15 protein-coding genes are annotated in these 21212 nt (G+C 67.5%); 2 read left to right on the top strand and 13 right to left on the bottom strand.

Translation table 11 applies throughout. From position 1 onward, the window contains the following. Nucleotides 1-16 precede the first annotated feature (16 nt). From ACQP1K_RS23170 to ACQP1K_RS23135, 8 genes are all read right to left on the bottom strand, one after another. Nucleotides 17-1123: a trypsin-like serine peptidase gene (locus ACQP1K_RS23170; RefSeq protein ID WP_433497799.1), complete on the bottom strand. Its 1107-nt coding sequence runs from the start codon at nt 1121-1123 to the stop codon at nt 17-19. Between the two features lie 152 nt (nt 1124-1275). Next, nucleotides 1276-2472, bottom strand: a complete 1197-nt coding sequence (locus ACQP1K_RS23165) for a trypsin-like serine peptidase (RefSeq protein WP_433501625.1) — start codon at nt 2470-2472, stop codon at nt 1276-1278. A 213-nt stretch (nt 2473-2685) separates the two neighbouring features. Next, nucleotides 2686-3987 (bottom strand): trypsin-like serine peptidase, encoded by a 1302-nt coding sequence (locus ACQP1K_RS23160; RefSeq protein WP_433497798.1) that lies wholly within the window; start codon nt 3985-3987, stop codon nt 2686-2688. Between the two features lie 526 nt (nt 3988-4513). After that, nucleotides 4514-5599, bottom strand: coding sequence for a trypsin-like serine peptidase (locus ACQP1K_RS23155; RefSeq protein WP_433497797.1), 1086 nt, complete (start codon nt 5597-5599; stop codon nt 4514-4516). A 427-nt stretch (nt 5600-6026) separates the two neighbouring features. Then, nucleotides 6027-7613, bottom strand: a complete 1587-nt coding sequence (locus ACQP1K_RS23150; protein ID WP_433497796.1) for a trypsin-like serine peptidase — start codon at nt 7611-7613, stop codon at nt 6027-6029. A 443-nt stretch (nt 7614-8056) separates the two neighbouring features. Then, nucleotides 8057-9274 carry a trypsin-like serine peptidase gene (locus ACQP1K_RS23145; RefSeq protein WP_433497795.1) on the bottom strand — a complete coding sequence of 406 codons (1218 nt, stop codon included), beginning with the start codon at nt 9272-9274 and terminating at the stop codon, nt 8057-8059. Between the two features lie 627 nt (nt 9275-9901). Then, a complete protein-coding gene (locus tag ACQP1K_RS23140; protein WP_433497794.1) occupies nt 9902-11080 on the bottom strand; it encodes a trypsin-like serine peptidase in 1179 nt (392 codons plus the stop codon). A gap of 455 nt (nt 11081-11535) precedes the next feature. Further along, nucleotides 11536-12681, bottom strand: coding sequence for a trypsin-like serine peptidase (locus tag ACQP1K_RS23135; RefSeq protein ID WP_433497793.1), 1146 nt, complete (start codon nt 12679-12681; stop codon nt 11536-11538). A gap of 210 nt (nt 12682-12891) precedes the next feature. Here ACQP1K_RS23135 and ACQP1K_RS23130 point away from each other — a divergent pair, with 210 nt between their 5' ends. Both ACQP1K_RS23130 and ACQP1K_RS23125 read left to right on the top strand, forming a co-directional pair. Next, nucleotides 12892-13440, top strand: coding sequence for an SSI family serine proteinase inhibitor (locus ACQP1K_RS23130; RefSeq protein WP_433497792.1), 549 nt, complete (start codon nt 12892-12894; stop codon nt 13438-13440). Nucleotides 13441-13572: 132 nt separating this feature from the next. Further along, nucleotides 13573-14538 (top strand): zinc-binding dehydrogenase, encoded by a 966-nt coding sequence (locus ACQP1K_RS23125; RefSeq protein WP_433497791.1) that lies wholly within the window; start codon nt 13573-13575, stop codon nt 14536-14538. On the opposite strand, the gene ACQP1K_RS23120 is transcribed toward ACQP1K_RS23125, so the two are convergent. The 5 genes from ACQP1K_RS23120 to ACQP1K_RS23100 form a co-directional block, all read right to left on the bottom strand. After that, nucleotides 14535-15284 (bottom strand): helix-turn-helix transcriptional regulator, encoded by a 750-nt coding sequence (locus tag ACQP1K_RS23120; protein ID WP_433497790.1) that lies wholly within the window; start codon nt 15282-15284, stop codon nt 14535-14537. The genes ACQP1K_RS23125 and ACQP1K_RS23120 overlap by 4 nt on opposite strands. After that, complete coding sequence (locus ACQP1K_RS23115) at nt 15281-16099, bottom strand: DUF4097 family beta strand repeat-containing protein (RefSeq protein WP_433497789.1); 819 nt, start codon at nt 16097-16099, stop codon at nt 15281-15283. Before ACQP1K_RS23115 ends, ACQP1K_RS23120 begins: the two co-directional genes overlap by 4 nt. A 109-nt stretch (nt 16100-16208) precedes the next feature. After that, nucleotides 16209-16382, bottom strand: coding sequence for a DUF6104 family protein (locus ACQP1K_RS23110; protein WP_162842194.1), 174 nt, complete (start codon nt 16380-16382; stop codon nt 16209-16211). 133 nt (nt 16383-16515) lie between these two features. Beyond that, nucleotides 16516-20223: a multifunctional oxoglutarate decarboxylase/oxoglutarate dehydrogenase thiamine pyrophosphate-binding subunit/dihydrolipoyllysine-residue succinyltransferase subunit gene (locus tag ACQP1K_RS23105; RefSeq protein ID WP_433497788.1), complete on the bottom strand. Its 3708-nt coding sequence runs from the start codon at nt 20221-20223 to the stop codon at nt 16516-16518. 311 nt (nt 20224-20534) lie between these two features. Beyond that, nucleotides 20535-21197, bottom strand: coding sequence for a B3/B4 domain-containing protein (locus tag ACQP1K_RS23100; RefSeq protein WP_433497787.1), 663 nt, complete (start codon nt 21195-21197; stop codon nt 20535-20537). Nucleotides 21198-21212: the final 15 nt, after the last annotated feature.

The following is a 21212-nucleotide window of genomic DNA, read 5'->3' as shown; positions in this document are numbered from 1 at the left end:
GATCACAGGGCGTGGATCAGCGGCCTTGGACCTCGGTGATGCCGAGCGAGCCGTCCTTGCGCACGATCGAGCCGGACCAGAGCGGGTAGGCGGCCTTGTAGACGCTGTAGGTCTCGCCGTCGAAGTACGCCGAGGTGATCGTGTCGGTACGGCCGTTGCCGTCGGTGTCGCCGCCCAGGCTGGTGACGCCGTTGAGGTAGCCGAGCCGGCGGGCGCTGTTGTACTTCAGGATCCAGGGGCCGCCGGAGGAGCCGCCGGTCATCGAGCACTTGAGGCCGACATGCTCCTCGACCTTGACGGAGGCCTCCTTGACCGGGAAGAACGGCTTGCCGTAGCACCACTTGAGCTTCTCGCCCGTCCAGACGGCGTTGCCGTCAGCGTGCGCGAGCATGGGGTAGCCGAAGACGAAGACCGATCCGCCGACCTTCTGGTTGTAGGCGAGGCCCTGGCCGCCGACGTTCTTGCCCAGCGGGCCGACGTCGACGAACACGTCCTTCCGCGCGTCGTACCGCACGCCGTTGTAGACGGTGACGAAGGCGTAGTCGCGGTCGACGTCCTCGTAGACGTCGAAGTCGTGGTGGGTGAACGCCTGCTTGCCGATGTAGGCGCCCCAGGGCGCCTTGCCGTCGTAGTAGCCCGGAATGAAGACCCAGTCGGCCACGGCGTGGCCGTCGAGGTCGTAGACGCAGTGCCCGGCGGTGGCGACCAGGTTGCGGTACTGCGACTGGACGGAGGTGGCGGTGCAGGAGTAGAGGCCGTTGCCGATGGCGAAGAAGACCCGGCCGACGGTCTTGGGCAGGTTGACGTTCTTCGACTTGCCCGACGTCGGCTTCGCGTAGCCGATCGCCTGTACGACGCCCGGCCTGCCGTCCGCCGCCGGGCCGCCGCCCGTGGAGACGTGCTTGGGTGCGGCCTTGTGTTCCAGGCCGTACGGCTTGGCCGCCTTCAGATTGGCGCCGCTGTCGGTCAGCCAGAACGTGACGGCCTTGGACGCCTCGGAAGCGGAGGCGAGTTTCGTACCGGCGGCCTTCTTGGGCGCGGCCTGGACCGGCCCGGTGACGGTGACGGTCGCGGCGACCAGGCCGGCGGCCGCGACGACGGGGAGAAGCACACGCTGCTTCATGAGGGGGGCAGCTCCTGAGATGGACATGTTCGCTGGACATGAGCTCATTTGTCCCATGTATCAGTAAAGGATCTCAGAAACCTGCATCACATAGTTGCCGGCAGGAAAGATGACGGATTTCTGGTGGTTTTAGCCTCTGTATTCTTTTTACGTCAAGGTCGGGATTTGCGGGCGGCCTGGTAGACCATGTGGAGCTCGCCGTCGAAATAGGGGGAGACGGCGGTGGCCGTACGGCCCGATCCCGCGAAGCCGATGGTGAGGCCGTTGAGGTAACCGAGACCGCGGGGGCCGCGGTAGCCGGCCAGCCAGGGGGAGCCGGTCGCGTCGGCACGGGCAGGCCGCAGGCCGATCAGCCCCGTCGCCTTGATGGCGGGATCCGCCGCGCCGTACGGCCTGCCGTACGAGCTGACGAGAGAATCGCCGCCGCGGGTGGGATGGCCGATGACGACGAGGGTCCTGCCGATCTTCAGGTTGTAGGCGATGCCCTGGCCGCCGACTCGGTCACCGAGGCGCCCGGTGTCCGTCAGGTCCGGCGGGTTCTCCTGCCGGGTCGCGGACCGGTTCGTGGACTGCTCCGATGACCGCTTCGGGGACTGGTCCGGGGACTGGCTCGGGGACCGGTCCGTGGCTCCGGCGCGCTGTGGTGTGAGGCCGGTGTGGACGTTGACGAAGGCGTAGTCGCGGTCGGCGTCTCCATAGGTGGCGAAGTCGCGGTGGGTGAAGGCCTGCCTGCCGACGTAGACGCCCCACGGCGCGCCGCCTCGTCGATATCCCGGGATGAAGACCCAGTTGCGCATGGTGGTGGCGGCCGTGCCGGGACGGACGTCGTAGACGCAGTGTCCGGCCGTCGCGACCAGGTTGCCGTGATCGGAGCGTACGGATGTCGCCGAGCACCAGTGCGGGTGACCGTCGGCCCCGATGAAGAACGCCTTGCCCACGGTTTTGGGCAGGTTGACGTTCTTCGATCCGCGGTTCGTGAGCCCGCCGTTCCCGGTTCCGCCGCTCGGCGCCGGGTCCGCTGCGGCCCGCTTCGCCGCCGTCCCGGCGATCGCCGTCACCAGGCCCGGCGCGCCGTCGGGGCCGGGTCCGTCGTCGAAGGCGCGTTGCGCGGCGATCTCGGTCTCCGGGGTGTACGGCGTCGCGGACAGCAGTGCCCGGCCGCCCTGCTCCAGCCAGAACGACGCCGTCGAGGCGACCGCCGACGAGGTGGCGAGGATGTCGCTCACGGCGATGTCGTAGCCGCCCATCCTGGGGATCAGGCCGGGGACCGCCTGGGCCTGGGCGGGGGCCGGCATGCCCGCAACGAGCACGAATGCCATCGCCACCACACCCCGGGCAGAAAGGGGCATGCCCTTCACCGAAACTCCTCGCGCTGAAATACCGCCGACGCATTCATCGGACGCATCGGAACATACAGCGCGCGGGCTTCATAGCGGAAACGGCCGGGTGGGCCGTGAGGGGAAATGCGGGGGAGAGGCCGAAGAAGAACCGGAAAAGGCACAGGGCCCGGCGGGGGGAGCCGGGCCCTGTGCTGGCCGGACGATTCGGCGAGAGCCGGATGATCAGGCGATCGAGCCCGACCAGACGGCGGCGGCGGCCTTGTAGACGCCGTAGGTCTCGCCGTCGAAGTACGGCGAGAGGCTGGTGTCGATCCGCTTGTTGCCGTCGCGGTCGGAGATGCCGATGGTCACGCCGTTGAGGTAGCCGACGCGCTTGGCGCTCTTGTACTGGAGCAGCCAGGCCGAACCCGACGAGCCCTCACCGGTGAACGAGGACTTGACGCCCATGAGCTCCTCGGCCTTGATGGCCGGGGCCTGCGCGGCGAAGGTCTTGCCGTACGACCACTTGGCGGTCAGCCCGGTGAACGCGCGCGTGCCGTCCGGGTGCGCGCCGCTCGGGTAGCCGAACACGAAGACGTTGGCACCGAGCTTCTGGTTGTAGGCGATGCCCTGGCCGCCCACGTTGTCGCCCAGGCGACCCGCGTCGGCGAACTTCAGGACGAAGTAGTGGTTCTTCCTGTCCTTGCTGAACCTCGCCGGCACGGTGTAGTAGCCGACGTGCTCCTTGTAGAAGCCGGCCTTGACGTAGGCGTCGTAGGTGGCCTTGTCGACCTCCTTGTAGGCGGCGTACTGCTGGAGCTCGTCCCACTTTCCGGCCTTGACCATCTCGCTGATGTCCTTGATGCCGCCGATCGGCATCTTCAGGCCGTTGTAGACGGTGACGAAGGCGTAGTCGCGGTCGCCGTCCTCGTAGACGTCGTAGTCGTAGTGGGTGAAGGCCTGCTTGCCGACGTAGATGCCGAACGGCGTCTTGCCCTTGTAGTAGCCCGGGACGAACACCCAGTAGTTCAGGGTGCTCTTGTTGCTCTTGGTGTCGTACGCGCAGTGACCGGCCGTGGCGACCAGGTTGCGGTAGGTCGACTGGACCGAGGTGGCCGAGCACCAGTGGGCGTTGACGGCCTTGGGGTAGAGGCGGCCCTGCTTGCCCCGAACCCACTGGATCTTTTCGGCGAAGAAGACCTTGCCGACGGTGCGGGGCAGGTTGACGTTCTTCGACTTGCCGGCGGTGCTCTTCTTCTCGTCGCCGATCGCCGGCACGATGCCCGGCTTGTCATCCCCGGCGGGGGAGCTCACGGAGGTGTGCTTGGACTTGAGCGGAGTCTCGATGTTGTACGGCTTGGCCGATTCCAGGTTGGCGGCGCCTTCGGCCAGCCAGAGTGCCGCGATGTTCTGCGCGGCGATACCGGTGGCGGCGAGGGGGGCGTCCGCCACGGTGTCACCGGCGGCCTGTGCGGGAGCGGCGAGGCCTGCGGCCAGGAGGCCTGCGGTGGCGACGACGCCGCCGAAGGCGAGGGAGCGCTTCACGGGGTTCTTCTCCATTGCTCTGTCGCGGGACGGTTATGCGCCCCATACGTCAGTAAAGGGATGGTAAGGACCATACTTCGATGATCTTGGGCAGGGGAAGCGCTCCCACAAATTTTTGATCTTGATGAGCTGTGAGATGTTTCCGTGATGTTGATTTGGTCGGCCGGATTCTCGCTGCTTGTTCCATGTATCCGCAGATCGGGCCACCGGCCGCGCGGATCGGTTCGCGTTGGATGGACGGCCGCCGTCGTCTCACATGTTGAGATCAGTGTGGCCTGAATCACATCGAAGAACCGGCACCGTTCAGGCTCCCCGAACGTCTAAGTAGCCCGCGAACGCATCGAGGCCCCGGCGTAGCCGCCGGAGCCTCGATGACACTGATGCGCGGGTTCGCCCCACCGTCCCCGGGAGGTTCGCCCGCGGCGGCGGGGAACGACAGGGTCTGGAAGGTGCGAGCCGGGTTCCCGCCGACGGGCCCCGCCGTCGGTGTCGCGACAGCGGGGCCCTGCGGGCCTGGGCCAAGACGTCAGGCGATCTTGCCGGACCAGTTGGAGATGGCGGCCTTGTAGACGCCGTAGGTCTCGCCGTCGAAGTACGGGGAGACGCTGGTGTCGTAGCGCTTGTTGCCGTCGGTGTCGGAGACGCCGATGGTCACGCCGTTCAGGTAGCCGATCCGCTTGGCGCTCTTGTACTGGAGCAGCCAGGAGGAGCCGATGGCGCCCTGACCGGTGAAGGAGGACTTGGTGCCGATGAGCTCCTCGCCCTTGATGGCCGGGGCCTGGACCGCGAAGGTCTTGCCGTAGGTCCACTTGAGGGTCTTGCCGTTGAAGGCGTGGTTGCCGTCCGGGTGCGACCCGCTCGGGTAACCGAACACGAAGACGTTCACGCCGACCTTCTGGTTGTAGGCCAGGCCCTGACCGCCGACGTTGTCGCCGAGACGGCCGACGTCCTTGATCTTCATCCGGCGCTTCTTGCGGTCCCAGCCGTCGGGAAGCACGCCGTTGTAGACGGTGACGAACGCGTAGTTGCGGTCGCCGTCCTCGTACACGTCGAAGTCGTAGTGCGTGTACGCGGTCTTACCCACGTAGATGCCCCACGGGGTCTTGCCCTGGTAGTAGCCCGGGACGAAGACCCACTTGTCGAGCGTGGCCTTGTTGCTCACGGTGTCGTAGACGCAGTGCCCGGCCGTGGCGACCAGGTTGCGGTACTGCGACTGCACCGAGGTGGCCGAGCACCAGTGCGGCTTGCCGTCGGCGCCGCGGAAGAACACCTTGCCCGTGGTCCGGGGCAGGTTGACGTTCTTCGACTTGCTCGCGGCCTTCTTCTCGTCGCCGATCGCCGGGACGATCCCCGCCTTGCTGTCGGCAGAGGGACCGCCGGTGGAGATGTGCTTCGCCCGCTTGACGTCGGTCTCGACGTTGTACGGCGTGGCGTTCACGAAGTTGGAATGCTTCTCGCCCCACCAGTAGTTGATGACCTGCCAGGCCGCGAAGTTGGTATTGGCCAGGTTCGTGGACTTCACATCATTGGCCGCCTGGGCCGGGGCGACCAGACCTGCGGCCAGAAGGCCGGCGGCGGCGACGCCGCCACCGAAGACGAGGGTGCGCTTCATACGTAATTCTCCATGCTCTGGCGTGGAACGGTCATCTCCGCTCCAAGCGTCAGTAAAGGGAACGTCAAAGAACACTACCGGGCGCATGACCACCGGGAAGCGGTTCACGGTGAGACGTTCGCGCCGGACCGCATCGAGATCGTTCCGTTATCTTCGGGAGATCGTGAGGCCCGGGATCGATGCCGGCGAACGCGCAGATCAGTGCTCGGGTGACGGGCGGACGCGAAGGGTGCCGCGGAGAGATCCTTCTCGCATCGTTCCGTCGATGTGAGGCGAATCACGTTATCCGGGCGGCACGTTTCGCCGCGTCGGGTCCGTCTAAAACGGGACCTGCCGTACGAGGGATCCGGCCGCCGCCCGGAGAAGACACGGCGGGGTCCGGCCGGAAGCCAGACCCCGTGTGCTCGTCGCTTCAGGAGCCGGAGACTCAGACGATCTTGCCGGACCAGAGGGCGGCCGCGGCCTTGTAGACGCCGTAGGTCTCGCCGTCGAAGTACGGGGAGACGCTGGTGTCGATGCGCTTGTTGCCGTCGGTGTCGGAGACGCCGATGGTCACGCCGTTCAGGTAGCCGATGCGGCGGTTGCTCACATAGTTGAGCAGCCACGCCGAGCCCGAGGAGCCTTCACCGGTGAAGGACGACTTGACCCCCACGAGCTCCTCGGCCTTGATCGCGGGAGCCTGCGCGGCGAAGGTCTTGCCGTAGCTCCACTTGAGGGTCTTGCCGGAGTAGGCGTAGTTGCCGTCCGGGTGCGAGCCGCTCGGGTAGCCGAACACGAAGACCGCCTTGCCGACCTTCTGGTTGTAGGCCAGGCCCTGACCACCGACGTTGTCACCCAGGCGGCCGGCGTCCTTCAGCGCGAGCGCGAAGTAGCGCTCCGCCTTGTACGTCCAGATCTCCTTGGTGTTGACCTTGAAGCCGTAGTTCACCCAGAAGGTCCGCTTGTAGTACTTGGCGTTGTTCCCGATGCCGGTGGTGTAGTAGACGGTCTTGTGGTCCTTGGTGATGTGGAAGGGGAGGGGGAACCCGGCGACCTTGGGGACGGCGGCCGTGTATTCGTCCTTGGTGAGCTGGGTGCTGGTGAAGCCCGTGCCCTCCTTCGGCGTGAAGAGGTCCTTCAGGTCGTCGGCCTTCTTGCCGAGGTTGAACTTCAGGAACTCCTCGATCGTCGCGCTGTCGTTGAGGGTCGAGTGCTCGGTGCCCTTGGCGACGACCTTGGTCTTGTCGACCTCGTAGGTGGTCTCGGTCTTCTTCGTGGACCTGTCGGAGGCCTTCGGGTTCGCCTTCAGGAAGGCGTCCAGCCCGGCCTTGGTCTTGAACGTGTAGCTCTTGAGGTCACGCACGTCCCTGGCGTACTTGGCGTACTCGGCCGCGGTGACCTCGGAGGCGCCGTTCAGCGCGACACCGTTGTAGACGGTGACGAACGCGTAGTCGCGGTCGCCGTCCTCGTAGACGTCGAAGTCGTAGTGGGTGAAGGCCTGCTTACCCACGTAGATGCCCCACGGGGTCTTGCCCTGGTAGTAGCCCGGGACGAAGACCCACTTGTCCATCGTGGCCTTGTTGGACTCGGTGTCGTACACGCAGTGCCCGGCCGTGGCGACCAGGTTGCGGTACTGCGACTGCACCGAGGTGGCGGTGCACCAGTGCGGCTTCCTGTCCGCGCCGATGAAGAACACCTTGCCCGTGGTCTTGGGCAGGTTGACGTTCTTCGACTTGCTCGCGGTCTTCTTCTCGTCGCCGATCGCCGGAACGACACCCGGCTTGGTGTCGGCGGTGGGCCCGCCCTTGGACACGTGCTTCGCCGGGATCTGCGTCTCCACGGCGTACGGCGTCGCCTGAATCAGGTTGGCCCGGGCCTCGCCCAGCCAGTACTGGGCGATCTGGTTGGCGGCGTAGGGGGTGCCGGCCAGGACGTCCTTGGCGACCTCGTCGGCGGCCTGAGCGGGGGTGGCCAGGCCTGCGGCCAGCAGGCCGGCGGCGGCGACGACGCCACCGAAGGCGAAAGAGCGCTTCACGGGGAAACTCCTTGGTCTGTCGCGGAACGCCACTGCATTCCTCACGTCAGTAAAGGGATGGTCAGCACTTTACTGCGGAGATTTCCTCCTGGTAGACCCTGTTTCCGGCGAACTCGACCGTTTTCCGACCGAGACGGTCCCGTTATGTGGATGACAGGCGGCAAAAGTGCTGGACAAGTGTCGACAGCGAATATCCGCGCAGCTGAGAGGCGTGCGCATGCGCTCTTTCCTCGATTGGTAAGGGAATTCGACCGGGACCGGAATGTGTTGATGTGAGGTGAATCACACCACCCTGTCGCCGGAGCCGTGTTTCGGAAAAGCCGCAGGGCCCGGCTGAGAGCCGGGCCCTGGGATGAAACAGGTGAAGCTGTGCCGGTGAAGCCGGGGAATGTCAGGGTTTGGACCCCTGACAGCCGATCACCGTGTCTTCGCGGGGGCGAAGACTAGGCGATCGAGCCGGACCACAGGCTCTTGGCCGCGTTGTAGACACCGATGGTCTCGCCGTCGAAGTACGGGGAGACGCTGGTGTCGATGCGCTTGTTGCCGTCGCTGTCGGCCACGCCGATGGTCACACCGTTCAGGTAGCCGATCCGCTTGGCGCTCTTGTAGTTGAGCAGCCAGGCCGAACCGAGCGAGCCCTCGCCGGTGAAGGACGACTTGATGCCCTGCAGCTCCTCGCCCTTGACGGCCGGGGCCTGCGCGGCGAAGGTCTTGCCGTACGACCACTTGAGGGTCTTGCCGGAGTAGGCGTAGTTGCCGTCCGGGTGCGAGCCGCTCGGGTAGCCGAACATGAAGACGTTCTTGCCCAGCTTCTGGTTGTAGGCGATGCCCTGCCCACCGACGTTGTCGCCCAGGCGACCGGCGTCGGTGAACTTCCACGCGTAGTACTTGCCGCCGGCCTCGTAGGCGGGGAGAGCGTTCTCAGCCTTGTACGCCAGGTAGGTGGCCTTGTCGACCTCCTTGAACCAGGCGTAGGACTTCAGCTCGTCCCACTTACGGTCCTTGATCAGCTGCCGGACGCCGTCGAAGCCGGCGTGCGGCATCTTGATCCCGTTGTACACGGTGACGAACGCGTAGTTGCGGTCGGCGTCCTCGTACACGTCGAAGTCGTAGTGCGTGAACGCCTGCTTGCCGACGTAGACACCCCACGGGGTCTTGCCCTGGTAGTAACCCGGCACGAACACCCAGTAGTCGAGGGTGGCCTTGTTGCTCGCCGTGTCGTAGACGCAGTGTCCGGCCGTGGCGACCAGGTTGCGGTACTGCGCCTGCACCGAGGTCGCGGTGCACCAGTGCGGCTTGTTGTCGGCGCCGATGAAGAACACCTTGCCCATGGTCTTGGGCAGGTTGACGTTCTTCGACTTGCTCGCGGCCTTCTTCTCGTCGCCGATCGCCGGAACCACACCGGGCTTGCTGTCAGCGGACGGGCCACCGCCGGAGACGTGCTTGGCGGCGACCTGGGTCTCGACGCTGTACGGCGTGGCCTGGATCAGGTTGGCCGCACGCTCGGCGAACCAGAACGCTGCGATGTTGTGAGCCTGGATGCCGGTGGCGGCCAGCGGCTTGCTGGCGACGTCGCCGGCGGCCTGAGCCGGAGCGGCCAGGCCTGCGGCCAGGAGGCCAGCAGTGGCGACAATGCCACCGAAGGCGAGAGTGCGCTTCATGGAAACTCCTTGGTCTGTCGTGGAACGCCCCTTGCGTCCCATACGTCAGTAAAGGGATGACACGCACCATACAGCGGAGATCGCTTCCTGGAAGGCCCGCTTTCGGCACTCGTCGAGGGCTCCGGCCGCCGATATCGTCCTGTTATCTGGATGACAGGCCGAAAGTGTCCTAGTAATGGTTTCGCGTCCGGGATCTTCGCAGTTGAACGGGCATGGAACAGGCGTCTTGCCGCGCGGTGTCGACGAAATCCACCAAGATCGAAGTAGTTTGTTGTGGCGCAAATCACACAGGAATGGCGGCACCGGAGCATGCGCCGTCTCGTCTAAGCCCCGCCGCGGGGCCGTGCGCCGACAAGGCCGCGAGGTTGCGAGGCCGCGAGGCTCCGAGACGGAGAGCCCGTGCGACCTGAGCGCCTGAGCGCCTGGGCGCCTGAGAGCTTGTGCGCCCGCGAGGCCGTACGCCCGCGGGGCTGTGCACTGGTGGGGCACCGGCCTGCCGGGATCGGGTGAAACGGCAGGAGAACGCCGGAAGGGCCCGGCTGGAGAGCCGGGCCCTTCGCTTGGAGCTGGGTTCCGTCAGAGTTCGGACCCCTGGCGGGTGATCGCTCGATCTCCGTGGCGGGAGACTCAGACGATCTTGCCGGACCAGAGGGCGGCGGCGGCCTTGTAGACGCCGTAGGTCTCGCCGTCGAAGTACGGGGAGACGCTGGTGTCGATGCGCTTGTTGCCGTCGGTGTCGGAGACGCCGATGGTCACGCCGTTCAGGTAGCCGATCCGCTTGGCGCTCTTGTAGTTGAGCAGCCAGGCCGAACCCGACGAGCCCTCGCCGGTGAAGGAGGACTTGATGCCCTGCAGCTCCTGAGCCTTGATGGCCGGGGCCTGCGCGGCGAAGGTCTTGCCGTACGACCACTTGAGGGTCTTGCCGGAGTAGGCGTTGTTGCCGTCCGGGTGCGAGCCGCTCGGGTAGCCGAACACGAAGACGTTCTTGCCCAGCTTCTGGTTGTAGGCCAGGCCCTGGCCGCCCACATTGTCACCGAGACGACCGGTGTCGGTCAGGAACTGGAAGTACTCGGTGCCCTTGTGCTTGAACCAGATGTAGGGGTGCGCCTGGCTGGTCTTCGTCCGGTAGTCCGCGACGATCTTCTTCTCGGCGTCGGTGAGGTCCGAGGCCCTCTTGATGGCGCCGCGGTTCACACCGTTGTAGACGGTGACGAACGCGTAGTCGCGGTCGCCGTCCTCGTAGACGTCGAAGTCGTAGTGCGTGAACGCGGTCTTGCCGACGTAGATGCCCCACGGGGTCTTGCCCTGGTAGTAGCCCGGGACGAAGACCCAGCTGTCCATGGTCTGCTTGTTCGACGCCGTGTCGTACACGCAGTGGCCGGCAGTGGCGACGACGTTGCGGTAGGTGGACTGCACGGAGGTCGCCGTGCACCAGTGCGGCTGCCCGTCGGAACCCCGGAAGAACACCTTGCCCGTGCTCTTGGGCAGGTTGACGTTCTTCGACTTCGTCGCGGTCTTCTTCTCGTCGCCGATCGCCGGAACCACACCCGGCTTGGTGTCGGCCGAGGGGCCGCCACCCGAGACGTGCTTGGCCGGGACCGTCGTCTCGACGGCGTACGGCTTGGCGTTGATCAGGTTGGCGGCGTTCTCCTTGAACCAGAAGTCGACCACCTGCCAAGCGGCGTAATTGGTGTTGGCCAGGTTCACGTCGGCGACGCTGTCGGCGGCCTGTGCCGGGGCGCCCAGGCCCGCGGCCAGCAGCCCGGCGGTGGCGACGACACCACCAAAGGTGAGGATGCGCTTCATGGATGCTCCTTGGTCTGTCGTGGAACGCCTTTTGCGTCCCATGCGTCAGTAAAGGGATGGCAAGCACCATACAGCCGTGATCGTCGCCACGGATGGCCCAATTTTCCGGGCGGTATGACATGTAGTCATCGTGATGTTTCCGTGACTTATGGTGTGCCGCCGGCCCGGATTCGTGTCGGAGCAGGTGACGCTTTTTTGGCCCGATCCAGGAACTGCCGCGCTGGGGAGGGTGGGGCGGATGTTACAGAGTGGTAACTGTGATGCGAATCACATCACGCCGGTGGCACCGAAGAGGCCGGGGATGCGTCAAAGATGGCCCTGCCGTACCACCACCACCACCGAGCCGGGGCGGGAGGGAGCGGACCGGGAACGCCGGGTGGACCCGGATTGGCGCGTGTTCCGGCAGGCAACCTGTGTGAGATGGACTCGGGCAGGTCGGGGCGGGCGCCGGAAGATCAGCCCGTGAACTGGCGGGTCGCCTGTGCGTACACCCGCTGGGTGAGCGCGTTGAAATAGGGGGCGGAGATCGCGTCGAGCCGCCCGCCGCCGGTCAGGTTCCAGGTCAGGCTGGTGACGCCCGCGAGATGGCCGGTCCGCTTGACGCTGTCGTAACCGATCACCCAGGGACCGCCGCTCGCCCCCGAGGTGAAGCCGCAGCCGGCCAGCCGCACCCCGTGGTCGAGCTGCCAGGTCGGCGCGCTGACGAGCTTCTTCTCCGTCGTGCCGCCGCAGTTCTTGACGACCTGTCCGTTGTACGGCCGAGTGCCGTCGGGCTGCGCGCCGGCCGGGTAACCGAAGACCCGCACCCGCTGTGCGGCGGCCTTGCCGGAGGAGAACCGGAAGGCGCCCACCTTGTCCTCGACCCGGCCGGCGTCGGCCAGCCGATATTTCGCCTTGCCCGCCTGGGTGTAGGGCTGCCAGGTGAAGCCGCGATGGACCGTGACGAAGGCGTAGTCGCGATCGAAGTCGCCCTTGCCGGCGAAGTCCTCGTGCATGTAGATCGTGTGGCCCACGAAGATCCCGGCGTCGGTCCTGCCGTCGTGATAGGACGGAATGAAGATCCAGTTCTCGACCGGTCTGTCCTGGGACAGGGCGTAGGCGCAGTGCCCTGCCGTCGCCACCACGTTGCGGTATCTGGAGTGCACGACCGAGGCCGAGCACCAGTACTCCTTGGTCCCGACCTTGAAGAACACCTTGCCGACCATGGGGGGAGAGGTGACGGCCGAGCCTTTCCCGGGCGCCGTCCCGATCGTCGCCGTCTCCCTGCGCTGCGCAGCTTCTCCCCGGGTGTGCAGCCGGCTCAGCTCCGCCGCGGAGGTCGTCGCCTTCTGTGTGGCGCCCCGCGTGGTCGGCTTGGTCCTCGGCTCGTAGCTGCTCGCCTGCTTCAGCCGTTCCGGGCTCCAGTACGCCGCGACCCGTTCCATGTCGGCCTTGGTCGCGGCCAGGGGATAGGAGCTCACCCCGCCCTGGAGGAAGGCCGCGGCGCTCACCGACAGCGGTGGCGCGGCCGGGGGGACCGGCTCTTCCCCGCTCGCGAGCACGGCGATCGCACTCACGACGGCGAGGGCGCCGCCGATGCCGAGTGCGAGATGCCTGGCCACTGTGACCTTCCAGTGTGGGGATATGGATACTAAGGGGTGATTTTTCCAGATCCATACGGTTGCGGCACAGCTTCGTGTCCACCTCGTTATGAAACCGCTGGAACCAAAGGGATCTGCGATGCGTCAGATTTCGCTATGCCCCGGGGTGGACGCTTGATCGTGCGCGACCCCTGCCGGGAGGCTGACCATCAGCCGAAACGGGGGGATCCAATGAAGCCACTCCTTGTTCTACTGGCCGGTACGGCGTTCGCCGCCGGTCTCGCCACTCCGGCGCGTGCGGCCGAGGAGCCGCCGCCGCCGTCGCCACCGCCGTCCGCGGCAGCGTCCTCGCCTCATGCCGGGACTCTGCCCGTCGGCGTTTCCGAGTCACGCACCGTCTTGGCCCCCGGGCCGATGACCCTGGTCGGCCGGCCGGGAACCAACGGGGGACAGGATCTCGGCGGCGTCCGCGCGTTGATCTTGACGGTCACGTCGGGGGACGAATCCGAGTCCGATCTCCCCGACCGGTATACCTTCCTGAACTGCCGGCCGGTGGGCGGGTCCCACCCGGCCGCTAAGGAGGCGTGCGCGGCGCTGGCCAAGGTCCAGGGCGACCCCGCCGGACTCCGGCCGCGCAAGGGGGCGAACTGCCCGATGGTGTTCAGCCCGGTCACGGTAACCGCCAATGGAATCTGGGACGGCAGGTACTTCTGGTACCGCCATACCTTCGGGAACAGGTGCGAGATGCGGTCGGTCGAGGGGGGCGTGTTCGCCATTTGACCGCGCCGCCCATATGAGGGGCGTAAAGGGGATCGAGAGGGGGCTCGGCGGCTCGTCCGCCGGGTCCTCCCCTCTGTCCGACCGGCGGCGGGGCTCCGGGTCGTCCAGGGGAGCGCCGAGTAGGGTGCGGCTATGTTCGCCGTTACCGCCACACAGATCGATGCCGACGACCCGCTGAAGGGGCTGACCCTTGGTGAGCACCCCGAGCCGGCGGCGCCCGAGGGATGGACGACGGTGTCCGTCAGGGCCGCCGCGCTGAACCACCACGACCTCTGGACGCTCAGGGGAGTGGGGATCAGCCAGGACCGGCTGCCCATCGTCCTCGGCTGCGACGCCGCCGGCGTGGACGAGGAGGGCAACGAGGTCGTCGTCCACTCGGTGATCGGCACCCCCGTGAACGGCGACGAGACCCTCGACCCCAAGCGCTCCCTGCTCTCGGAGGTGTACGACGGCACGTTCGCCGAGAAGGTCGCCGTGCCGAGGCGCAACCTGGTGCCGAAGCCGCAGACGATCTCCTTCGAGGAGGCCGCCTGCCTGCCCACCGCCTGGCTGACCGCATACCGGATGCTGTTCGACAAGGCCGAGCTGGAGCCCGGATCCACCGTGCTCGTCCAGGGCGCGGGCGGCGGCGTGGCCACCGCCTTGATCACGCTCGGCCGCGCCGCCGGGTTCCGCATGTGGGCGACCAGCCGGTCGGAGGAGAAGCGGGCCCGCGCCCTCGAACTGGGCGCCGACCGGGTCTTCGAGTCCGGTGCTCGGCTGCCGGAACGGGTCGACGCCGTGATGGAGACGGTCGGCGCCGCCACCTGGCAGCACTCGCTGGCCTCGCTTCGCCCCGGCGGCCGGGTCGTCATCAGCGGCGCGACCAGCGGGATGATCGCTTCGACGCAGCTCGCGCAGGTGTACTTCCTGCAGAAGTCCGTCGTCGGTTCCACCATGGGCACCCGGGAGCAGCTCGCCAGGCTGCTGGTCTTCCTCGATCAGACCGGGGTGCGCCCGCTCATCGATCGGGTGCTGCCGCTCACCGAGGCGGCGGACGGCTTCGCCGCCATGGACCGCGGCGACCTGTTCGGCAAGATCGTCTTCACCCTCGGCTAGCCGTTTCCCAGTGAGTCGCGGATGCGCCGGGCGGCCTCGTCGAGGGCGGCCCGGCACTCCGCCAGTGCCGACTCGGTCAGCCGTCCCTCGTCGGCGGCCCGGCGGACGTCGCCGACGAAGCCGGCGAGCAGACGCCCGAGCTCGGCATCGGGACCGCGGTCTTCCGGCCGGTCCGTCCACGACCAGCTCTCCTCCCAGATGCGGCGCCACTCGCGCTGCCAGCGCTCGGCCTCCTCACGCAGATGGTCCCTGTGGCGGCGCCACTCGTCCTTCTGCCGCCGCAGGCCCTCCTTCGCCTGTCGCTGATGACGCTTCCACTCCTCCCGGCCGGGCCGCCAGGCGTCGCGGTCGGCGCTGTCGCCGATGTCGCGGGCCATCTGGGTCAGCTCTTCCCGCAGTGAACGCACGGTCTGCCGTACGTCCTCCTTGACCTCCCGTGCGATGTCCTGCACCGAGGCGGTGATCTCCTGCTCCAGCTCGGCCAGCTCGTCCATGCGCCCGAGCAGCTCGGCCCGCCCCTTGTCCGTTATCGTGAAGACCTTCTTGCCGTCCACGACCTCGTGGGTGACCAGGCCCTCCTCCTCCAGCCTCGCCAGCCGGGGATAGATGGTGCCGGGGGAGGGGGAGTAGACGCCGAGGAAGCGATCCCGCAGCAGCCGGATCACCTCGTAGCCGTGCCGGGGACTCTCCTCCAGCAGTTTCAGCAGGTACAGCCGGAGCCGTCCGTGCCCGAACACCGGGCTCATGCCATCTCCTCTTCCGCGTCCGCTTGCGTGGTCTCCTTGCTGAGCAGCGTGACGTCGCCGGAGACCGTGTTGGCCGAGACGTACGCCATTCCGCCACCGAGCCGTCCGGTGAGCGATTTCGACCCCGGGCGAGCGCCGACGAGCCCGGGGAAGGCCGACTTCAGCCGGCCCGAGGCGGAGCGCAGCGTGACGTCGGCGTCGACCGATCGCGGGAGCCGTACGACGATGGCGCCGCCGACGCTGTTCAGCGTGACATGGCCGGTCGGCGTGAGCAGCAGATCCGCCGTTATCCGGCCGGAGACGGTCTTGGCGTTGAGCCGGCGCGGGGTTCCGCCGGCGACCGTCAGATCTCCCGACACGCTGGTGAAGTCCATGTCACCCGCCAGGCCCCGGCTCTCCACCGCTCCGGACACCGTCTCGGCGTGCACCTCGCCGCTCACCCCGTCGAGCACGATCTCACCGGAGGCGCTCTTGACGTTGGCGCGCTTCTCGAAACCGGTGACGACGGCGGACGCGGAGATCACCCCGACCTGGACCGGGCAGTCGCTCGGCACGGTCAGCGTCAGCGTCGTCGACTGCGTCCCCGGCCTCAGCCAGTCGAGGATGCCGTCCCAGGTCAGGTCTCGGTAGGCCACGGAGAGGTGACCGTCATCGTGGGTCACGACAAGCGGTGATTTCTGGACATCGGTCACCTCCAGCGTGGGGGGCCCGTCGCTGGCCAGCACGGCCAGACGTCCGGCCACGATCCGCACGCTCAGATCGGTGACGGTGTCGAAGGTCAGCCGTCCGGGCTCGTGGACGGTCCATTGAGGCATCGGCTCGGCCCTTCCCATGCGATCGAAGCATCACTTAACACGATATATCGCGTCTTTGGGAAGTCAAGATGTATCGCGTTGGGGAAGGGGAGGGGCCGGGCCGGCCGCGTCAGTCCTCCTCGTCCAGCCGGGCCAGCCAGGTGGCCAGCCGATCCATCGGGGTCTCGAACTCCGGGTTGAGGTCGACGAACTCCCGCAGCCGCTCGGCCAGCCAGCTCATGCTGACCTCCTCCTCGCCGCGCCGGTCGACGAGCTCCTCGATGCCCCTGTCGGTGAAGTACATATCCTCTTTTCTCCAGTCGGCGGAATTCGCGCTCGCTCGAAATGTGCCTTTTCATGGGGAAGTCCCCCACGATCGAGATCGCGGGGGACTTCCATCTTTCTCGTACGGCTCGCCGGGTGGCGAATCGGGGTCGCTATCCGAAGATCTCCTCCAGGATGGCGGCCAGCTCCGCGTCGTGCTTGGCGTGCGAGCCGGTCGCCGGCGACGAGTTCGGCGTCCGCGACACCCGCCGCATCCTGCGCCCGCCCAGCAGTTCCGGCTTTTCGATCATCTTCAGGCTCAGGTACGGCCACGGCCCCATGTTGACCGGCTCGTCCTGTGCCCAGATCAGATCGACGTCGGCGCCGTAGCGGTCGAGCTCGGCGCTCAGCGGGTTCTCCGGGAACGGGTAGATGCGCTCCAGCCGGACCAGCGCGACGTCATGCCTGCCGGACTTCTCCCGGCGCGCGAGCAGGTCGTAGTAGATCCTGCCCGAGCAGACGACGACCCGGGTGACCGCCGCCGGATCCACGGTCGAGTCTCCGATGACCGGCCGGAACGAGCCCGAGGTGAAGTCCGCCGTCGCGGAGGCCGCCGCCTTCAGCCGCAGCAGCGACTTGGGCGTGAACACGATCAGCGGCCGGTGCCGGTTGGACAGCACCTGCCAGCGGAGCAGGTGGAAGTAGCTCGCCGGGGTGCTCGGCTGGGCGACGGTCATGTTGTCCAGGGCGCACAGCTGCAGGAAACGCTCGATGCGGCCGGAGGAGTGGTCCGGCCCCTGGCCCTCGTAGCCGTGCGGCAGCAGCAGCACGACCGAGGAGCGCTGACCCCACTTCTGCTCACCGGACGAGATGAACTCATCGATTATCGACTGGGCGCCGTTGGCGAAGTCGCCGAACTGGGCCTCCCAGCAGACCAGGGCGTCCGGTCTGACCAGGCTGTAGCCGTACTCGAAGCCCATGGCGGCGAACTCGCTGAGCAGCGAGTCGTACACGTAGAACTTCGTCGTGTCGTGGTTGAAGGCCTTGAGCGGCGTGTGCTCCTCGCCGGTCATCCGGTCGACGAGCACGGCGTGCCGCTGACCGAACGTGCCGCGCCGGGAGTCCTGACCGACCAGCCGCACCGGGTGCCCGTCGATGAGCAGCGAGCCGAAGGCCAGGGTCTCGCCCGTCGCCCAGTCGATGGTGTCATCGGTGATCATGGTGCCGCGGCGCTGCAGCACCGGGGCGAGGCGCGGATGCACGGTGAAGCCCTCGGGCAGGTTGAGCTGGGTCTCGATGACCCGCTTGACCGTCTCGTCCGAGATCGCGGTCTTGGTGTCCTCGTGCGACCACGGAATCACCTCGTCCGGCTCCGGCACCACGACCGAACCGGGCTCGAGCGGCTTCTTCGAGGCCTCCCGCGTCTCGGTGAACGCCCGTTCGAGCTGCTCCTGGTAGTCGCGCAGCGCCTGCTCGGCCTCCTCGACCGTTATGTCGCCACGGCCGATCAGGGCCTCGGTGTAGAGCTTCCTGGTGGACCGCTTGGCGTCGATCAGGTCGTACATGAGCGGCTGGGTGAACGCCGGGTTGTCGGTCTCGTTGTGGCCGCGCCGCCGGTAGCAGATCATGTCGATCACGACGTCCTTGCGGAACGCCTGGCGGTACTCGAAGGCCAGCCGGCCGACACGTACGACCGCCTCAGGGTCGTCGCCGTTCACGTGGAAGATCGGCGCCTGGATCATCCGGGCCACGTCCGTCGCGTAGACGGAGGAGCGGGAGCTCGCCGGGCTGGTCGTGAAGCCGACCTGGTTGTTCACCACGATGTGCACGGTGCCGCCGGTGCGGTAGCCGCGCAGCTGCGACAGGTGCAGGGTCTCGGCCACCACACCTTGACCCGCGAACGCCGCGTCGCCGTGGATGAGCACGGGCAGGACGGTGAAGCCCTCCTCGCCCCGCTCCAGCAGGTCCTGCTTGGCGCGGACGACACCCTCGAGGACGGGGTCGACGGCCTCCAGGTGGGAGGGGTTCGCCACGACCGACGCCTTGATCTTGGTGCCGTTGACGCCGACGAAGTCGCCGCTCGCGCCCAGGTGGTACTTCACGTCGCCGGAGCCGTGCGCGCTGCGCGGATCGAGGTTGCCCTCGAACTCCCCGAACACCTGGGCGTAGGACTTGCCGACGATGTTCGCCAGGACGTTCAGCCGGCCGCGGTGGGCCATGCCGATCACGACCTCGTCGAGCTCGTCGTCCGCCGCCGCGCTGATCACCGAGTCGAGCAGCGGGATGAGCGACTCGCCGCCCTCCAGCGAGAACCGCTTCTGCCCGACGTACTTGGTCTGCAGGAAGGTCTCGAACGCCTCGGCCGTGTTGAGCCGGCGCAGGATGTTCAGCTGCTCCTCGCGGTCGGGCTTGGCGTGCGGCTTCTCCACCCGTGCCTGGATCCAGGCCCGCTCCTCGGGCTCCTGGATGTGCATGTACTCGATGCCGACCGTGCGGCAGTACGAGTCGCGCAGCACGCCGAGGATGTCGCGCAGCTTCATCAGCGGGCGGCCGCCGAAACCGCCCGTGGCGAACTCGCGCTCCAGGTCCCACAGCGTCAGGCCGTGTGACTTGATGTCCAGGTCCGGGTGCTTGCGCTGCTTGTACTCCAACGGGTCGGTGTCGGCCATCAGGTGACCGCGGACCCGGTAGGCGTGGATCAGCTCGAGCACGCGGGCGGACTTGGCCACGTCGTCGTCGTGCGTGGCGGAGATGTCGGGAACCCAGCGGATCGGCTCGTACGGAATGCGCAGCGACTGGAAGATCTCGTCGTAGAAGCCGTCGGCGCCCAGCAGGAGCTGGTGGATCCGGCGCAGGAAGTCGCCCGACTGGGCGCCCTGGATGATCCGGTGGTCGTACGTGGAGGTGAGCGTCATCACCTTGCTGATCGCGAGGCGGGACAGCGTGTCCGCCGAAGCGCCCTGGTACTCCGCCGGGTACTCCATGGCGCCGACGCCGACGATCGTGCCCTGGCCGGGCATCAGCCGCGGCACCGAGTGGACCGTGCCGATCGTGCCCGGGTTGGTCAGCGAGATCGTGGTGCCCTGGAAGTCCTCCACGGCGAGCTTGCCGGCGCGTGCCTTGCGCACGATCTCCTCGTACGCCACCCAGAACCCGCGGAAGTCGAGGGTCTCCGCCTCCTTGATCGACGGGACGAGGAGCTGGCGGCTGCCGTCCTCCTTCTGCACGTCGATCGCCAGGCCCAGGCCGACGTGCTCCGGCTTGACCAGGACCGGCTTGCCGTCGACCTCGGCGTAGGAGTGGTTCATCTCTGGCATCGTCTCGAGTGCCTTGACGATGGCGTAGCCGATCAGGTGGGTGAAGGAGATCTTGCCGCCGCGCCCGCGCTGCAGGTGGTTGTTTATGACGATGCGGTTGTCGATGAGCAGCTTCGCCGGGACCGCGCGCACGCTGGTCGCGGTCGGCACCGCCAGCGACGCCTCCATGTTGAGGGCCGTACGGGCGGCGGCGCCGCGCAGCCGCACCTCGGCGCCGGCGGGAACCGGGGTGGCCGCCGGCTTCGCCTTCTTGGCCGCCGGGGCGGCCTTGGCCTTGGGAGCGGCGGGAGCCGCGGGAGCGGGCCGTGCCGCGGGCATCGTCTGCGGGGCAGCCCCGGTGGCCGCGACCTTCGCCCCGTTCGGCGTCTCGCCCGGAGCCCCCGGCGGCGTGACGGCCTCAGGGGGTGCGGTCTTCCCGGCCCCGCTGTAGTCAGCGAAGAAGTGCCACCAGGCCTTGTCCACGGACTCGGGGTCCTCGAGGTACTTCTGGTAAAGCTCGTCGACAAGCCATTCGTTCTGTCCGAAGCTTGCCAGCGGGTCTGTCCGCGACGATTCAGACGACACGGCGGAAATCGCCCTCTTCCGCAGATCGGCGTTGATGTTTGGTGAACCTGTCCAAGGCTACCCGGCTTAAAACAGTCAGGAGCGCGTAGCCTGTTCCAGGCTCCGCCCTATCTTCCCAGGATCGATCGGTGAGGTCACGCTCACCAGGTGCCCCTCCCGCCCACCATAACCCGGTCGCATCGATCGAGGTGACGCCTCCTCTGCTTCACCCGCTGAGGACTCCTCGCAGGCCCGGGCTTTCCACCGGGCCGACCATCGGCGGCCGGGGCACCTCGGCTCGTCCGCGCGATGTGAGAGTGGTCACTGGCCGGTCATCGGGGTTCGGGCGGCCCGGCTTCGATGAGCCGGGATTCGACGCGCACCCCGGGGGCGATCTCGGCCAGCAGCGCGGCGAGCTCGTCTCCGGCCGCGCTCAGCTCGTGGAGCGACAGCGGCTCCAGCCGTTCGAGCAGGAACAGCGCGTCGGCCGTCTCCTCGGTGATCCTCGTACGCACGCCCTGCCGCCAGTTCCACCGGCGGCAGGTGACGCTCGCGTCGTCGCGCCACACGACCTCGCCGATGTGCGGGTCGCCGAGCACCTCGTCGGACGGCTCGTCCCCGGCCGCCCGGACCAGGCGCGCCGTCCCCTGATAGCGCCGCAGGTCCTCGCCGCCGATCGGCAGGCCGTGCCGTACGGACACCGCGTTGTAGGCGTCGACCACGAGGTTGATCTCCGGCAGCGGCATCCGCCGGATCAGCGCGTCGACCGAGGGCCGGGTGCGCTGCGGCTTGGCGCCGAACGCGCGGTAGGCGGCGCGCCACGCCTCGATCTTCTCGTGGTCGAGTGGCACGGCATCGGCCGCGGCCGTGCTCAGCCACTCGCGCGACCTGTCGTCGCTCGGCCCGTTGCGCAGCCCGTACGCGCAGAGGACCAGCACGGCGAAGTCCGGACGCAGAGCGGTGACCGCCTCGTCCACCCAGATGTCGTCGATCACAGCCCCAACCCTACG

This window comes from Sphaerimonospora sp. CA-214678 (genome assembly GCF_050942215.1).
Classification (GTDB): domain Bacteria; phylum Actinomycetota; class Actinomycetes; order Streptosporangiales; family Streptosporangiaceae; genus Sphaerimonospora.
Note: the sequence above shows the minus strand (reverse complement) of the source record. Positions and strands in the feature narration are given on the sequence as shown.

Bases quoted from the DNA above. Each gene is read 5' to 3' on its own strand.
- ACQP1K_RS23145 (WP_433497795.1), bottom strand. From the start codon at position 9,274: ATGAAGCGCACTCTCGCCTTCGGTGGCATTGTCGCCACTGCTGGCCTC.
- ACQP1K_RS23115 (WP_433497789.1), bottom strand. From the start codon at position 16,099: ATGCCTCAATGGACCGTCCACGAGCCCGGACGGCTGACCTTCGACACC.
- ACQP1K_RS23120 (WP_433497790.1), bottom strand. From the start codon at position 15,284: ATGAGCCCGGTGTTCGGGCACGGACGGCTCCGGCTGTACCTGCTGAAA.
- ACQP1K_RS23125 (WP_433497791.1), top strand. From the start codon at position 13,573: ATGTTCGCCGTTACCGCCACACAGATCGATGCCGACGACCCGCTGAAG.
- ACQP1K_RS23165 (WP_433501625.1), bottom strand. From the start codon at position 2,472: ATGCCCCTTTCTGCCCGGGGTGTGGTGGCGATGGCATTCGTGCTCGTT.
- ACQP1K_RS23170 (WP_433497799.1), bottom strand. From the start codon at position 1,123: ATGAAGCAGCGTGTGCTTCTCCCCGTCGTCGCGGCCGCCGGCCTGGTC.
- ACQP1K_RS23130 (WP_433497792.1), top strand. From the start codon at position 12,892: ATGAAGCCACTCCTTGTTCTACTGGCCGGTACGGCGTTCGCCGCCGGT.
- ACQP1K_RS23110 (WP_162842194.1), bottom strand. From the start codon at position 16,382: ATGTACTTCACCGACAGGGGCATCGAGGAGCTCGTCGACCGGCGCGGC.
- ACQP1K_RS23155 (WP_433497797.1), bottom strand. From the start codon at position 5,599: ATGAAGCGCACCCTCGTCTTCGGTGGCGGCGTCGCCGCCGCCGGCCTT.
- ACQP1K_RS23140 (WP_433497794.1), bottom strand. From the start codon at position 11,080: ATGAAGCGCATCCTCACCTTTGGTGGTGTCGTCGCCACCGCCGGGCTG.